The organism is Demequina sp., from assembly GCF_016278765.1.
Classification (GTDB): Bacteria; Actinomycetota; Actinomycetes; order Actinomycetales; family Demequinaceae; genus Demequina.
In genome coordinates, this window is record NZ_JADQBE010000023.1 from 37,542 (window position 1) to 52,240 (window position 14,699).

Sequence of the window (14,699 nt, forward strand, 5' to 3'; positions counted from 1 at the left end):
AATAACTTAGCGGGATAGGCTCGGGACCATGACCACGATTTCCACGACCCAAGATTCCCTTTCCACCTTGGCCTGCGACGCCCTCATCCTCGGTGTGGACGCAGACGGCAGGGTTACCCCACACCCGCAGCTGCCCGGCGACGTCCAGGAGTCCCTTTCCACCACCGCGGCCGCCCTTGAGGCCACGGGCAAGCTCGGCGCAGTCACCGTGCTTCCCGGCGGCGCCACCGCGGCCCGCCGCGTGGTGCTCGTCGGCCTCGGCGAGGCTACGGACGGCGACCTGCGCTTCGCAGCGGGATCTGCAGCCCGCTCGTGTGGGAAGCGGCCGGGAACAGTCGCCCTCGGCCTCCCGATCGCCAGCGATCGTGCGGCGTCTGCCGTGGCCGAGGGAGCCCTGCTGGGCTCCTATGTGTTCACGGACTACAAGTCCGATGCGCAGGGCGAGGACGAGGAATACTTCACCGACTGGCTGGTCGCTGGCGCGTCGGACAGCGCCCTCGAGCGTGCCAAGGTGATTGCGGGAGCCGTCGCCGCCACGCGAGACCTCATCAACACTCCCCCGCTCGATCTGTTCCCTGGCTCCTTCGCAGAGATCGCCCAGGGCTTTGGCGCGCAGCTGGGCTGCGACGTCAAGGTCTGGGAACCACAACAGCTTGCCGACGAAGGCTTCGGCGGCCTCCTCGCGGTCGGGATGGGCTCCGCGCGCCTGCCCCGCCTGGTTCGCGTCGCGTGGGCGCCTGACGGCGCTAGCCAGACGGTCGCGCTCGTGGGCAAGGGAATCACGTTCGACACGGGCGGCATCTCGTTGAAGCCGCCGAAGTCGATGGAGACGATGAAGTCCGACATGTCGGGCGCCGCGGCCGTCCTGCACACCGTGCTGGCCGCCGCGCGCGCCAAACTGCCGATAGCGGTGACCGGCTGGCTGTGCCTTGCGGAGAATATGCCCTCCGGTACCGCCCAGCGGCCGTCCGACGTCATCCGGATGTACGGAGGCAAGACGGTCGAAGTGCTCAACACCGACGCCGAGGGTCGGCTGGTGCTGGCCGACGGCCTCGCCCGCGCGCTCGAGGAGAACCCTGACGTGGTCATCGACGTCGCGACTCTCACCGGCGCTCAGGGCGTCGCGCTCGGAAAGCGGACGTCCGGCGTGATGGGTTCGGCCGACCTCCAGGCCGAGATCGTCTCCGCGGCAGATGCCGTGGACGAGGACATGTGGCCCATGCCGCTACGCGACTACCTGCTCGAGATGGTGGAGTCCAAGGTGGCAGACCTCAAGAACGTCGGCGACTCGGGCGGAGCTGCAGGCATGCTCACGGCGGGGATGTTCCTCAAGCAGTTTGTTGGCGACGCCACGTGGGTGCACCTCGACATCGCGCGACCCGCTTTCAATGAGGACGGCGCCTACGGGTACACCGTGCCCGGGGCCACCGGGTCCGCAGTGCGCACGCTCTTCGAATTCCTTGAGCGCCGCGCAGGCTCGTAACGACGGCGGAATCACGTGACAGACGGCGGGCGCCGGGAAACCGGCGCGCGCTAGATCTGGCGGTGCGTCTGGTTCCACTCCCTCATGCGGGAGGGGTAGCCGGAAAGGTTTACGTCGAACACAGGGACCGACAGGTCCTTGCAGACCTTGCGGGCCGCGGCCGCGTCGGGAACCTTGCGGCGAGTCCACTCCCCCGTTCCCGCAACGACCACCAGCGTCGTCTGCGTGACGCGGGTAGCGGGCTCGATGAAAGCCTCACAACCCTCCCGCGCGGAGACAAACTCACGGAAATGCTGCATCGTCTTGGCCTGCGCCTCGCGCGACCCCGAGCCGGTGGGCATCACGGTCGACCTGCCGCGGCCAAAGAGGCGTCCGAAAAAACTCATGCTGACAGCGTAGTCGCGGATGTCGAGTTCGCGCGGCGCGCCACGAGTGGCAAGATGGGACCTACCCGCGTCCTTACAAGGAGAATTGAGTACCGTGACCGAGTCCACAGCCCACTCGTTTGACGTTCTCGTCCTCGGCGGCGGCTCCGGCGGCTACGCCGCAGCCCTGCGCGCCTCCCAGCTCGGATTGAGCGTGGGCATGGTCGAAGAAGCAAAAGTAGGCGGCACCTGCCTGCACTGGGGGTGCATCCCCACCAAGGCGCTCTTGCACGCCGCCGAAGTTGCCGACCACGCCCGCCACGGCGAGGCGATTGGCGTCAACACCGAGTTTCATTCGATTGACATGCCCAAGGTCAACGCCTACAAGCAGGGCGTGATCGACCGGCTCTACAAGGGCCTGCAGGGCCTCGTGAAGTCCCGCAACGTGACCGTCATCGACGGTCACGGCACTCTGGTTGGCCCCGACGCCATCGAGGTGCGCGGAGAGCGCTACACCGGCAAGAACGTCATTTTGGCGAGCGGCTCCTACGCTCGCAGCCTTCCCGGTCTCGAGATCGGCGGTCGCATCATGACGTCCGACCAGGCACTCGCGCTGGAGTGGGTGCCGCGCTCGGCGATCGTGCTCGGCGGAGGCGTGATCGGAGTCGAATTCGCATCCGTCTGGAAGTCGTTCGGCGCAGACGTCACGGTCATCGAGGCGTTGCCCCACCTCGTGCCCAACGAGGACGAGTCGCTGTCAAAGGGCCTCGAACGCGCGTTCCGCAAGCGCGGCATCGACTTCAAACTGGGCACCCGGTTCCAGGGCGTCACTCAGGATGACAGCGGCGTGACCGTGACCCTGGAGGATGGCTCCACGATCCAGGCCGACGTGCTACTGGTCGCCGTGGGCCGCGGCCCGCGCACCGCGGGGCTTGGCTTCGAAGAGCAGGGCGTACGAGTGGACCGCGGCTTCGTCCTCACCGACGAGAAGCTTCACACCGGCATCGCAAACATCTACGCGGTGGGCGACATCGTCCCGGGGCTACAGCTCGCACACCGCGGTTTCCAGCAAGGCATCTTTGTCGCGGAGCAGATCGCCGGACTCAACCCCACCCCCATCGTGGAATCGAACATCCCGCGCGTCACCTACTGCGAGCCAGAGGTCGCGTCGGTCGGCCTCACCGAGGCCCAGGCGAAAGAACAGTATGGCGAAGACACGGTGAAGTCCCTCGAGTACAACCTTGGCGGAAACGGCAAGAGCCAGATCCTGGGAACCGCAGGGTTCATCAAGCTGGTGCGCGTGGTCGACGGTCCGGTCGTTGGCGTCCACATGCTCGGCTCCCGCGTGGGCGAGCAGATCGGCGAGGCGCAACTGATTGTCAGTTGGGAAGCCCACCCTGAAGACGTTGCACCCCTGATCCACGCCCACCCCACCCAGAATGAGTCGCTCGGGGAGGCGCACCTCGCACTCGCCGGCAAGCCACTTCACGCGCACGACTAGGCCTCAAGGAGACCCGCAATGAGCACCGACGTCACCCTCCCCGCGCTCGGAGAGTCCGTCACCGAAGGCACCGTCACCCGCTGGCTGAAGTCAGTGGGCGACACGGTCGCGGTGGACGAGCCTCTTCTCGAGGTGTCCACGGACAAGGTCGATACCGAGATTCCCTCCCCTGTGGCAGGCACCCTGCTCGAGATCCTCGTGGACGAAGACGAGACCGTCGAGGTCGGCGCCGTGCTGGCGCGCCTTGGAGATGCCGCTGAACGCAGTTCCGCGCCCGCCGCTCCCGAATCGCCCGCCGCTCCCGAACCGGCCGCCGCGCCCGCTCCGCCCGCAACACCACCCACGCCTCCTGCTGCACCGCCCGCCGCACCGTCGGCACCTGCTGGAGCAGCATCGTCGGCCACTCCCGCGCCCAGCGCGGAGGCGCCGAGCGCGCCGGCGGAAAGCGCGCCCACGCCGTCGGGCGACGCGACCGACATCACGCTGCCCGCGCTTGGTGAGTCCGTGACCGAGGGCACCGTGACGCGCTGGCTCAAGGCTGTCGGCGACCAAGTCGCCGTCGACGAGCCGATCCTTGAGGTCTCGACCGACAAGGTTGACACCGAGATCCCCTCGGCCGTAGCTGGCACCGTGCTGGAGATTCTGGTGGGTGAAGACGAGACCGTCGAGGTCGGCACCGTCTTGGCGAGGGTCGGTTCGGGAGCTCCTGCTGAGGCAGCGCCCGCCACCCCTGCAGCACCGGAGCCCGCCCCTGCAGCACCTGCGCCTGCTCCCGCTGCTGAGCCTGCGCCTCCAGCACCGGAGCCCGCTCCCGCTGCTGAGCCTGCGCCTGCCGCGCCCGCAGCTGCTCCGACCGCCGCGCCCGCGCAGGCGCCCACCCCGCAGCAGGCGCCCGTAGGCGATTCCGGCGCTACCGCTGGCGGCACGTCCGGCTACGTCACGCCGATTGTACGCAAGCTCGCAGCCGAGCGTGGCGTGGATCTTGCCCACCTCGAAGGCACCGGCGTGGGAGGTCGCATCCGCAAGGAAGACGTTCTTGCGGCGACCCCTCCCGCACCCGAGCCCCCGGCTCCTGCGGAGCACACGGCGCTGGCCGCTTCCGCTCCGGCTGCTGCGGGCAACGACAAGTCCTCATTGCGCGGCACCACCGTCAAGATGACGCGCATCCGTAAGATCACGGCGGAGAAAATGCTCGAGTCGTTGCACGGTATGGCGCAGCTCACCACCGTGGTGGAGGTCGATTGCTCGGCCATCTGGGCCCTGCGAGCCAAGAGCAAGTCTGCATTCGAGGCCAAGCACGGCGCGAAACTGACGTTCCTGCCCTTCTTCACCAAGGCGGTCGCCGACGCTTTGGTGGTGCACCCGAACCTCAACGCGTCCGTGGATGGTGACTCGATCGTCTATCACGGAGAGGTCAACCTGTCTCTTGCCGTGGACACGGAGAAGGGCCTCATGTTGCCCACTCTGCGCAACGCGGACGACAAGTCGATTGCCCTGCACGCCCAGCAAATCGCAGACCTGGCCAGCCGCGCCCGGTCGGGCGGCCTCAAAGCCGACGAGATCAGCGGCGGCACCTTCTCCGTGACCAATACGGGCTCGGGCGGCACGCTTCTGGACACGCCCATCGTGCCCTCACCGCAAGTCGGGATCCTCGCCACCACGATCATCGAGAAGCGCGTGGTGGTGAGCAAGGGCGTCAATGGTGAAGACGTGCTCTCAGTCAAGCCCATGTGCTATCTCCCACTCAGTTACGACCACCGGATTGTGGACGGCGCGGACGCCGCGCGCTTCCTGCAGACCGTGAAGGGCCTCATCGAGGGCGGCGACTTCGAATCGTCGCTCGACCTCTAGCACGTGCGAGTCGTCATATCGGGCGCGTCAGGGCTGATCGGATCAGCCCTGACAGAGTCGTTGCGCACGGACGGCCACACGGTGATCGCGCTCGTGAGGCGCGAGGCACGGTCCGGCAACGAATCGTCGTGGGATCCTGCCGATCACAGGATCGAACACGATGTCGTCGCGTCGGCCGACGTGGTGGTCAATCTTTCCGGAGCCTCGATCGGCAGCAAGCGCCTGTCGGGAAGCTACAAGCAGGTGGTCACACAGTCGCGCACCGACTCGACCGCCACCATTGCCAACGCCATCGCCGCGGCGAATCCGTCCGTGGTGCTGCTTCAAGGCTCGTCCATGGGGTTCTACGGCGACCAAGGCCACCGCGAACTGACGGAGCACGTGGGCCCCGGCGAGGGCTTTCTCGCCGATGTAGCGCAAGCATGGGAGTCCTCCGCGCAGCCCGCGGTCGACGCCGGCGCGACGGTCGCGTACCTGCGCACCGGGCTCGTGCTGGCGGGGCATGGCGGCTTCGCTCAAAGGCTCCTCCCGCTCATCGAGTTCAATCTGCTGCGATCACTGGGAAGCCGCGACGCGCTTCAATCGTGGGTCACACTCGAAGATCAGGTGCGTGCGCTGCGGTTCCTCATGGAACAGCCCCACCACGGCCCGGTGAATGTGGTGGCGCCGCACCCCGCGACGATGGCGGAGATCATTGCCGCCCTTGCAAGGGCCTTCGGAAAGCGGCGCGGTTTCCCTGTACCAGGCTGGGTGCTACGCACCGTCATCGGGGAGGCCGCAGACGACCTCTTGGCTTCGCAGGCCGGTGTGCCCGGAGTCCTGACTGGCCTTGGCTTCACCTGGTCACACCCGACGTTGGCGGACGCTGCTCGCTACGTGGCGGACAACGCGCGCTAACGGACCCGTGCGCGGTGAGCCCTAGGCGCCGGGCTCCGCCACCTCACCCGCGGAGCTCACCAGCCAACCAGCCGTTCCCCTCACCAAGTGAAGGTCTACCGTCTGGGAGTAGCCCTCAAACCGCGTTGTCTCGCCGTCCCAGGTCACGGCGTGGTCGCTCAGGGAATACGACACTCGCACCAGCGCGGCGTCAGGAGCCAGGGACTGAGCCGATACCACGGTGACCTGATCAATCGTTGCCGTCAGCCCGTCAACCACCATTCGCCCTTCCTTTAGGGCCTCGGCGGCCGCCTCCGCCTCCGTGCGGGCCGGAGAGCCATCAGCAGTCCACCGCACCCATGGCGGCGCGTCCTCGCCCCGAAGAGCGTCAAACCGCGCCAACGTGGCTTCTTCAGCCGCCCGGGCCGGATCCTGCTCCGCCGGCACCGCAGCGAGAACGCGCGTGGTCGAGTCGGAACCTCCGGCTAGCGCCGACGCCGCCACCCACCCGCCGAGCGCCACCACCAGGACACCGGCCGCCCCTATCGCGGCCTTGAGGAACCATCTGCGGGCGACCTGGCGCCATCTCCACCAGCGCGCTTGCGGCAGCCTGCGCACCTTCCCGGGCGGCACCACCGATGCCCGCATCGAGGAAGCGATACCGCGGGGGGCGTGTTGCAATGGCTCGGGCGGCGCACACGATCCCAGTGCCCGGGCGACCATGGCGGCAGTGGGGCGAGAGCCTGGATCGGCGTGCGTCATGGGTTCGGTCCACGCGTGTACCCGCTCAGCCTCCGGACCGCTCACACATGACGCCAGCAGCCGGCCCAGCGCCGCGATGTCATCGGGCGCCGTCGTCTCTGCAGGACCGTGGGTGAGGTTTCCCAGCAGCACCCCGCCTGAAGGAATTCGGACAGCATCGGCGGTGATCGCGCCGTGGGCCAGGCCCGCACGATGCAAAGCGGACAGCGCCTCGGCGACCGCCATGCCCACCCAGACGCACTCCCCTGCGCTCAGCGAACCGCGGGTATCGAGCACGACCTGCAACGTCGGAGCATCCTGGCCCGGCTCCGCCACGGCGACGGCCTCCCCCGGCAACATCGTGACGCGGGACGGCACGTCAAGAGCGGGGTGCGCGACGCTCGCGACCTTGGCAACCCTCGCGCGCACCGCCTCAAACGCTTCGTGGCCGTATCCGACCACTCGCTCACCCGCGGCTGTTGCGGGCGTCTCCTGAGAACTCATGCCTCTACGGTGCCGCCTTGGCGACCCCTGTAGGCGATATCCACAGGCCGAAATGTGCCCGGGCGCGGCTCAGTCGTGGAAGGATCCCGCCCACGGCCACCACGAGGCCCTGCCGATGTCTGAGATGAGGCCCGGTACCAGCAGTGAGCGCACCACGAACGTGTCGATCAAGACCCCAGAGCCGACGATGAACGCGATCTGCGCCAAGAAGATCAACGGAAGCACCCCGAGCGCCGCGAACGTCGCCGCGAGCACGATTCCCGCGGAGGTAATCACTCCACCGGTCACAGCGAGGGCACGCCGCACGCCCTGACTGGTGCCGTGCACCAGCGACTCCTCTCGCGCGCGCGACATCAGGAAGATCGAATAGTCGACGCCCCATGCCACGAGGAACACGAAACCGAGCAGTGGCGTGCCAGGGTCCATGCCTGGGAAACCGAAGATGTCATCAAAGACCAGGGCGGACACCCCGAGCGCGGCGCCGAAGGAAAGAATGTTTGCCAGCACGATGATCGCGGGGGCGACCAGGGCGCGCAGCAACAATGCCAACACCACAAAGATGACCACAAGAATCACCGGGACGATGATCTTGATGTCGCGGTCGGTCGTCAGTCGAGTGTCCAAGGACTCCGCCGCGGACCCGCCGACGAGCGCACCTTCCGACTGCGGGTGGACCGTAGCGCGAATCTGAGCCACCACGTCTTGCGCGGCCCGCGCCGTAGAGGATGCCTGAGTTACGGCATTGATCTCGACCCGCCCGTCGACCACGATGGGGTCACCCGGGACGGTGCCGCCCGGGGCGCCCTGGGCCACGGCTGGCGTGAGCAGGTAGGCATCCTCGACCCCCGCAACGCCCTTCACGGCCGCCAACACGGCGTCGGCGTCCTGTTGGTTCACGATGAGCCTCACGGGCGCCGTGGCCCCCGCGGCGAAGTGATCCTCGAGCACCGTGAAGCCCTCGACGGATTCGGTCTTGGTGAGGAACACATCGCGGTCCCCGATGCCGTTGGCCTCGAGCTGGGTCAGGCCCGCGGCCATGACCACCAGCAGGGCGCCCGCGCCGATCCATACCCGCCGAGGGCGCGCGTCGACGGCGCGCGAGACGCGGCCCCACACACCGGAACGCGCCTCGACCGCCTCGATCGTGGTCGCGTCGTCGTCATCGTCGCCCAGGTATCGCGGGCGAGCGGGCCAGAACACACCTCTGGCGTGCTTGCCGCCGATCAGCAGCAACGCGGGCAGCAGGGTCAGCGCGGCGAGGAACGCCGCCGCGATGCCGATGGCGCCTGCCGGGCCGAGCGAGGCGTTCGACTTCAGGTCGGATAGCAGCAGCACCAAGAGTCCGGCGATGACGGTGCCGGCCGATGCGGCGATCGCGGATATCGAGCGACGCCACGCCTCGCGCATGGCGTCGTAGGGGCTGCGGCGATGGAGCAGCTCCTCGCGGTAGCGCGCCACCAGCAGCAGCGCGTAGTCAGTGGTCGCGCCCACCACCAGGATGAACATGATGCCTTGAGATTGGCCGTTGAGCGTGATGACGTCGGCCTTGGCCATCGCATACACGAGCACGATGGCGCCAGACAAGGCGATCATCGACGTGACGAGCACCAAGAAGGGGAGCACGGGGCTGCGGTAGACGATCAGCAGGATGACCAGCACCACGAGCAGCGCTACCAACAGCAAGATGCCATCGACACCCGAGAACGCCTCCACCAGGTCGGCCACGAGTCCGACGGCACCGGTCAGGTAGCCATCGGCATTGATGTCCTGTCGAGCCCACGTGGTGCGCACGCTCTGGGCGAAGAGCTCTCCTAGCGTGGCCTCGCCCGAAGCCTGGCCAACCAGCGAAGCCGTCACGTCAAAGACGACGAGAGTCGCCTGGCCGTCTTGCGAGGGCACCACGTGAGGGTCGCTCGCAAGGATGTCGCCCACGGTGCGTCCTTGCTCGTCGCCTTCAAGAGGAGCCGCCACGGCCGCATCGACAAACGACTGGACGGCAGCCATCTGGTCCGGGCCGGCTCCGTCGATGACGAACAGTCCGGGCACCGCATCGGAGGGGACGAACTGCGCGTGAGCCTCAGCAGCCTTTGTCGACTCGGCCGACGACGGCAGGAACGCCGAGTTCTCGTTCTCCTGAACGGAGCTGAGCACGCCGAAGGTCTGCCCTCCCGCGCCCCCAATGCCCATCCACACGACGATCATGACAAGGACAAGAACGGGTCTCCACCAGGCGCGACTCTTCATGAGACTGCCCAACGCACCCGACGCCGGCGCATTCCCGGGTTAGCCTTGGCGCATGCAGATCATCAACCTGCTGAACGGCGCGCACCGCGATTACCGCGAAATGTGGGCGCTGCAGCGAGAGATCCATGGTGAGGTGGTGGCGGGCCACCGGCCCGACACCACGATCCTGGTGGAGCACTCCAGCGTCTATACCGCCGGAAAGCGGACTGCGCCTTGGGACCGTCCGGTCGATGGCAGCGAGGTCATCGACGTGGACCGGGGTGGGCGCATCACGTGGCATGGGCCCGGGCAGCTCGTGGGATACCCCATCGTTCGACTGCGGGAACCCCTCGACGTGGTGGAATACGTGCGCCGGCTCGAGCGAGCCATCATGGAGGTGTGCGCCGCTTACGACCTGAATACGATTCGGGTCGAGGGCCGTTCCGGCGTGTGGCTGCCCGCGACGCAGAACCGCAGGGAACGCAAGATCTGCGCGATCGGCGTGCGCGTCGCCAAGGGCGTGTCGATGCACGGCTTCGCCCTGAATTGCACCCCTGACCTCAGCGCCTTTCAGAAGATTGTGCCCTGCGGCATCGCCGACGCGGATGTCACATCGCTCAGCGCCGAACTCGGCCGCACCGTGGAACTCGCCGAGGTAGTGCCCGCTACGTTGGCCGCACTGGAGGGCGCCTTGATCGACATACGATGGGAGTCACACGGCGCGGACCCCTCCCGCCAAGCCGACGAAACCCCGCAACCCCAGGAGATCGCGTGACGCTCGCCCCCGAAGGTCGAAAGATGCTACGCGTCGAGGCCCGCAATGCCGAGACGCCCATCGAGCGCAAGCCCGAGTGGATCCGCACCACCGCCACCATGGGCCCCGAGTACAAGGAGCTCAAGTCCCTGGTCCACAGCGGTGGGCTGCACACGGTGTGCGAGGAGGCCGGCTGTCCCAACATCTTCGAATGTTGGGAAGACCGCGAGGCGACGTTCCTCATCGGCGGCTCCCAATGCACCAGGCGCTGCGACTTCTGCCAAATCGACACGGGAAAGCCAGAAGACCTCGATCGCGACGAGCCGCGACGCGTCGCGGAATCCGTGCTCCAGATGGGTCTCAAGTACTCGACCGTGACGGGCGTGGCGCGCGACGACCTTCCCGACGGCGGCGCCTGGCTGTATGCGGAGACCGTCCGCCAGATTCACGCCGTCAACGAAGGCACTGGCGTCGAATTGCTCATCCCCGACTTCAACGCCAAGCCCGACCAGCTCGCGGAGGTGTTCTCCTCTCGACCCGAGGTGCTCGCGCACAATGTGGAGACCGTGCCGCGCGTGTTCAAGCGCATCCGTCCGGCCTTCACCTACGAGCGCTCGCTGTCCGTGTTGACGTCGGCCCAGGCGGACGGCTTTGTGACCAAATCCAACCTGATCTTGGGGATGGGCGAAACGTTTGACGAGGCCGTCCAGGCGCTTCACGACTTGCACGATGCGGGTTGCGACCTGTTGACCATCACCCAGTACTTGCGCCCGAGCCCCCGTCACCACCCCGTGGACCGGTGGGTCAAGCCTGAGGAGTTCGTGGAACTGTCCACCGCCGCCGAGGAGATCGGGTTCCTGGGGGTCATGTCCGGACCGCTCGTGCGCTCCTCGTACCGGGCCGGGCGGCTGTGGGCCCAAGCCATGACACGCAAGGGACGCGAGATTCCGTCGCAGTTGACCCACCTCGCCAAGCCGATGGCCGCGCGGCAAGAGGCTTCCTCACTGCTCGCGCGGTAATCGCTCAACGCTGCCGACGGGCGGTGGAGGGTGTGCGCGCGGGGCGAGCCAGCGTCAGGCGTCTAGACTGGGCGCATTATGGCGAAGCAAGCATCCCCCGCACCCAAGCAACGTTGGTACAAGACACTCTGGCAGGCCTACACGGTCACTGCGAAGACCGACAAGGCGCTCCCGTGGATTCTCGGCAGCATCCTCGTGGTCCCGCTCGCGGTGGGCATCATCGCGGGCGTCGTCACAGACGGTCTGGCGGCCACGATCTACGGCCCCCTCATCGGCCTCATGGTTGGCGCCGTCGCCTCGCTGTATGTGCTGACCAAGCGCTTTGAGAAGCAGATGTTCCAGCAGATGGACGGCGTCATGGGTGGATCGCTTGCGGTCGCCCAATCGATCACCAAGGGCTGGCAGTTTGCCGAGGAGCCCATCGCGGTTGACCAGAAGACCCGCTCCGTGATCTTCCAAGGCGTCGGCAACGGCGGCGTGGTTCTGCTGGCCGAAGGCGGCAACTCCGCACGTCGACAGGTCGCCCAGACGGTGTCACGGCTCGGCAAACTCGTTCCCGGCGTTCCGGTCACCCCGATCTACGTGGGCCACGGCAAGGACGAAGTGGAGCTCAAGCACCTCACCAAGCAGATCAAGGCCACCAAGACCAAGCAGTTTGGCCGGGGCCTGCGCAAGGGCCTTTCGTCGGCCGATGCCGAGACCGTGCGTGCGCGACTTCGCGCCATGGGCGGCCCGCAGATGGCCGTGCCGAAGGGCATTGACCCCACCAAGGCGCGCGCCGACCGCAAGGCGATGAGGGGCCGCTAGGCGCACCGCGTTGTCGAGCACGCTTCTGCGGGACCTTGGGCCCGTGTGCGTCGGCATTCGCCTCCCAGTGGCGGCACCTCTTAACCTGCCCGTAACACTCGGAATACGCCCGGGTAATGACGTGCCACTAAGTTGGGTGGAGCCACTGTTGGCTTGACCTATCTCAAGGAGCAATCCGATGTTCAAGAACGCCGAAGAGGCGCTCGCCTATGTCAAGGACGAGGGCGTCGAGTATGTCGACATCCGCTTCTGTGACCTTCCTGGCGTGATGCAGCACTTCAACATTCCGGCCGCGCAGTTCACCGAGGACGTCTTCTCGGATGGCGCCATGTTCGATGGATCCTCGATCCGTGGATTCCAGGCCATCAACGAGTCCGACATGAAGCTGCTGCCCGACGTGGCCACGGCCTACATTGACCCGTTCCGCGTTGCCAAGACGCTGATCATCAACTTCTCGATCGTGGACCCGTTCACGAACGAGCCCTACTCGCGCGACCCCCGCAACGTGGCCGCCAAGGCCGAGGCCTACCTCAAGACGACGGGCATCGGCGACACCGCCTTCTTTGCACCCGAGGCCGAATTCTTCATCTTCGACTCCGTGCGCTTCGCGACCAACCAGCACGAGGGTTATTACCACATCGACTCCTCGGAGGCGGCGTGGAACACCGGCGTCGAGTACGAAGAGGACGGCACCCCCAACCGCGGTTACAAGACCCGCTACAAGGGCGGCTACTTCCCCGTCAGCCCCGCAGACCAGTTCGCTGACCTGCGCGACGAGATGTGCACCATCCTCGGCCAGGTGGGCCTCGAGCTCGAGCGTGCACACCACGAGGTGGGCACCGCGGGCCAGCAGGAGATCAACTACCGCTTCAACACGCTGTTGCACGCGGCCGACGACCTGATGAAGTTCAAGTACGTCATCAAGAACGTGGCTTGGAACGCCGGCAAGACGGTGACGTTCATGCCCAAGCCGCTCTTTGGAGACAACGGCTCCGGTATGCACGTCCACCAGTCGGTGTGGCAGGACGGCGAGCCCCTGTTCTTCGACGAGAAGGGATACGGAGGCCTGTCCGACGTCGCCCGCTGGTACATCGGCGGGATCCTGAAGCATGCGCCGTCACTGCTCGCGTTCACCAACCCGACCGTCAACTCGTACCACCGCCTTGTGCCTGGCTACGAGGCTCCGGTCAACCTGGTGTACTCGGCCCGCAACCGCTCGGCCGCGGTCCGCATCCCGATCACGGGTTCGAACCCCAAGGCCAAGCGCATCGAGTTCCGCGCGCCTGACTCGTCGGGTAACCCGTACCTTGCGTTCTCGGCACTGCTGATGGCAGGCCTCGATGGCATCAAGAACCGCATCGAGCCCCCCGCCCCCGTGGACAAGGACCTGTACGAGCTGCCCCCCGAGGAGCACGCCAAGATTCCTCAGGTGCCGTCCTCGCTCGAGGGTGTGCTCAACAGCCTTGAGGCGGACCACGCGTTCCTCCTGGAGGGCGGCGTGTTCACGTCCGACCTCATCGAGACGTGGATCGACCTCAAGCGCACCGCCGAGATCGACGCGCTGCGGTTCCGCCCGCACCCGCACGAGTTCGAGCTGTACTACGACTGCTAGCAGTCACAGAGCGCCTTACCTGGGGTGATGTCATTTCGACACCGCCCTAGTACGCAGAGGGTCCGCACGGGCCATATCCCGCTGGCGACAGCGGTCCGTGTGGACTCTTCTGCATCTGGACACGGGTGAGCGGGGCCGACGTCGCCCCGACCCGTTATTGCACCCGCTCCTCGGCGACTGAGTTGCCGCCGTCCACGACGAGGCACTGGCCAGTCACGTAGGCCGCGCCGGGGGTGCACAGCCACGCAACCGGCCAGGCGATCTCCTCGGGCGTGCCGCTGCGTCGCATCGGGATCATCTCCCCCTCCTGAGCCTCGGCGGCGGTCTGCGAGCCCGTCGCGATCCACCCCGGCGCGACGGCGTTCGCGGTAATGCCGTCGAAGGCCAGGTCGACGGCCAGGGAGCGCACCAGGCCGACGAGCGCCGCCTTCGCCGCGGCATAGGCCGAGTCGCCGCGGGCCGCCATCACGGGTCCGGTGACACTGGAGACCATCACGATCCGCCCCCACCCGTGATCCCGCATGACCGGCACCGTCGCGCGAGTCATCAGGAAGGCTGTATCGAGATTGCGGCGCAGGCTACGTTGCCAGACGTCATACGGAAGCCCGTCGATACCGCCCGAGAGGGCGTCGTTATCGCTCACCGACGCCATCCCGGCGTTGTTCACCAGGATGTCCACGGTGCCCCATTGCCGCGTGACGGTGGCGACCACATCGTCCGCCGCGGCCGGGTCGGTGAGGTCTGCGACCAACCCCATGGCCCGCACGCCCGCTTTTTGCAGGTCCCGCACCCTATCGCTCACGCGGTCCGTGGTGGCGGTGAGGGCCACGGCCGCGCCCAGTTCGCCGAGCCGCCGGCATACCGCGAAGCCGATGCCGGTGGGACTGCCTGCCCCGGTCACCAGTGCGACGCGCCCCGTGAGGTCAAGTCCCGTTGTCGCCACACTACGGATGCTGTCAGACG

General features: G+C 67.0%; 12 protein-coding genes. 8 read left to right on the forward strand and 4 right to left on the reverse strand.

Features of this window, described 5'->3' with window-relative positions:
- The first annotated feature begins 28 nt into the window (after positions 1 to 28).
- On the forward strand, positions 29 to 1,483 hold the full coding sequence (locus QZZ29_RS04785) for a leucyl aminopeptidase (RefSeq protein WP_291381791.1): 1,455 nt from the start codon (positions 29 to 31) through the stop codon (positions 1,481 to 1,483).
- A 50-nt stretch (positions 1,484 to 1,533) separates the two neighbouring features.
- Here the strand turns inward: QZZ29_RS04785 and QZZ29_RS04790 are convergent, their stop codons facing one another.
- Complete coding sequence (locus QZZ29_RS04790; protein ID WP_291381794.1) at positions 1,534 to 1,869, reverse strand: oxidoreductase; 336 nt, start codon at positions 1,867 to 1,869, stop codon at positions 1,534 to 1,536.
- A gap of 94 nt (positions 1,870 to 1,963) precedes the next feature.
- On the opposite strand from QZZ29_RS04790, the gene lpdA reads away from it, so the two are divergent.
- The 3 genes from lpdA to QZZ29_RS04805 are packed head-to-tail and all read left to right on the forward strand — an operon-like array spanning position 1,964 to position 6,097.
- Complete coding sequence (gene lpdA, locus QZZ29_RS04795) at positions 1,964 to 3,349, forward strand: dihydrolipoyl dehydrogenase (RefSeq protein WP_291381796.1); 1,386 nt, start codon at positions 1,964 to 1,966, stop codon at positions 3,347 to 3,349.
- An 18-nt stretch (positions 3,350 to 3,367) separates the two neighbouring features.
- Positions 3,368 to 5,200: a 2-oxoglutarate dehydrogenase, E2 component, dihydrolipoamide succinyltransferase gene (gene sucB / locus QZZ29_RS04800; protein WP_291381797.1), complete on the forward strand. Its 1,833-nt coding sequence runs from the start codon at positions 3,368 to 3,370 to the stop codon at positions 5,198 to 5,200.
- A gap of 3 nt (positions 5,201 to 5,203) precedes the next feature.
- Positions 5,204 to 6,097 carry a TIGR01777 family oxidoreductase gene (locus QZZ29_RS04805; protein ID WP_291381799.1) on the forward strand — a complete coding sequence of 298 codons (894 nt, stop codon included), beginning with the start codon at positions 5,204 to 5,206 and terminating at the stop codon, positions 6,095 to 6,097.
- Between the two features lie 21 nt (positions 6,098 to 6,118).
- Here QZZ29_RS04805 and QZZ29_RS04810 read toward each other — a convergent pair whose 3' ends face one another.
- A complete protein-coding gene (locus tag QZZ29_RS04810; protein ID WP_291381801.1) occupies positions 6,119 to 7,321 on the reverse strand; it encodes a hypothetical protein in 1,203 nt (400 codons plus the stop codon).
- A 69-nt stretch (positions 7,322 to 7,390) separates the two neighbouring features.
- Complete coding sequence (locus tag QZZ29_RS04815) at positions 7,391 to 9,565, reverse strand: MMPL family transporter (RefSeq protein WP_291381802.1); 2,175 nt, start codon at positions 9,563 to 9,565, stop codon at positions 7,391 to 7,393.
- 52 nt (positions 9,566 to 9,617) lie between these two features.
- Between QZZ29_RS04815 and lipB the strand changes: the two genes are divergently transcribed.
- The 4 genes from lipB (at position 9,618) to glnA (ending at position 13,736) form a co-directional block, all read left to right on the forward strand.
- Positions 9,618 to 10,319, forward strand: coding sequence for a lipoyl(octanoyl) transferase LipB (gene lipB, locus QZZ29_RS04820; protein ID WP_291381803.1), 702 nt, complete (start codon positions 9,618 to 9,620; stop codon positions 10,317 to 10,319).
- A complete protein-coding gene (gene lipA / locus QZZ29_RS04825; protein WP_291381804.1) occupies positions 10,316 to 11,317 on the forward strand; it encodes a lipoyl synthase in 1,002 nt (333 codons plus the stop codon). The genes lipB and lipA overlap by 4 nt, the downstream gene beginning before the upstream one ends.
- Before the next feature lie 78 nt (positions 11,318 to 11,395).
- Positions 11,396 to 12,124: a DUF4191 family protein gene (locus tag QZZ29_RS04830; RefSeq protein ID WP_291381806.1), complete on the forward strand. Its 729-nt coding sequence runs from the start codon at positions 11,396 to 11,398 to the stop codon at positions 12,122 to 12,124.
- 178 nt (positions 12,125 to 12,302) lie between these two features.
- Positions 12,303 to 13,736, forward strand: a complete 1,434-nt coding sequence (glnA, locus tag QZZ29_RS04835) for a type I glutamate--ammonia ligase (RefSeq protein ID WP_291381807.1) — start codon at positions 12,303 to 12,305, stop codon at positions 13,734 to 13,736.
- A gap of 154 nt (positions 13,737 to 13,890) precedes the next feature.
- Here the strand turns inward: glnA and QZZ29_RS04840 are convergent, their stop codons facing one another.
- Positions 13,891 to 14,679, reverse strand: coding sequence for an SDR family NAD(P)-dependent oxidoreductase (locus QZZ29_RS04840; protein ID WP_291381809.1), 789 nt, complete (start codon positions 14,677 to 14,679; stop codon positions 13,891 to 13,893).
- Between the last annotated feature and the right edge of the window lie 20 nt (positions 14,680 to 14,699).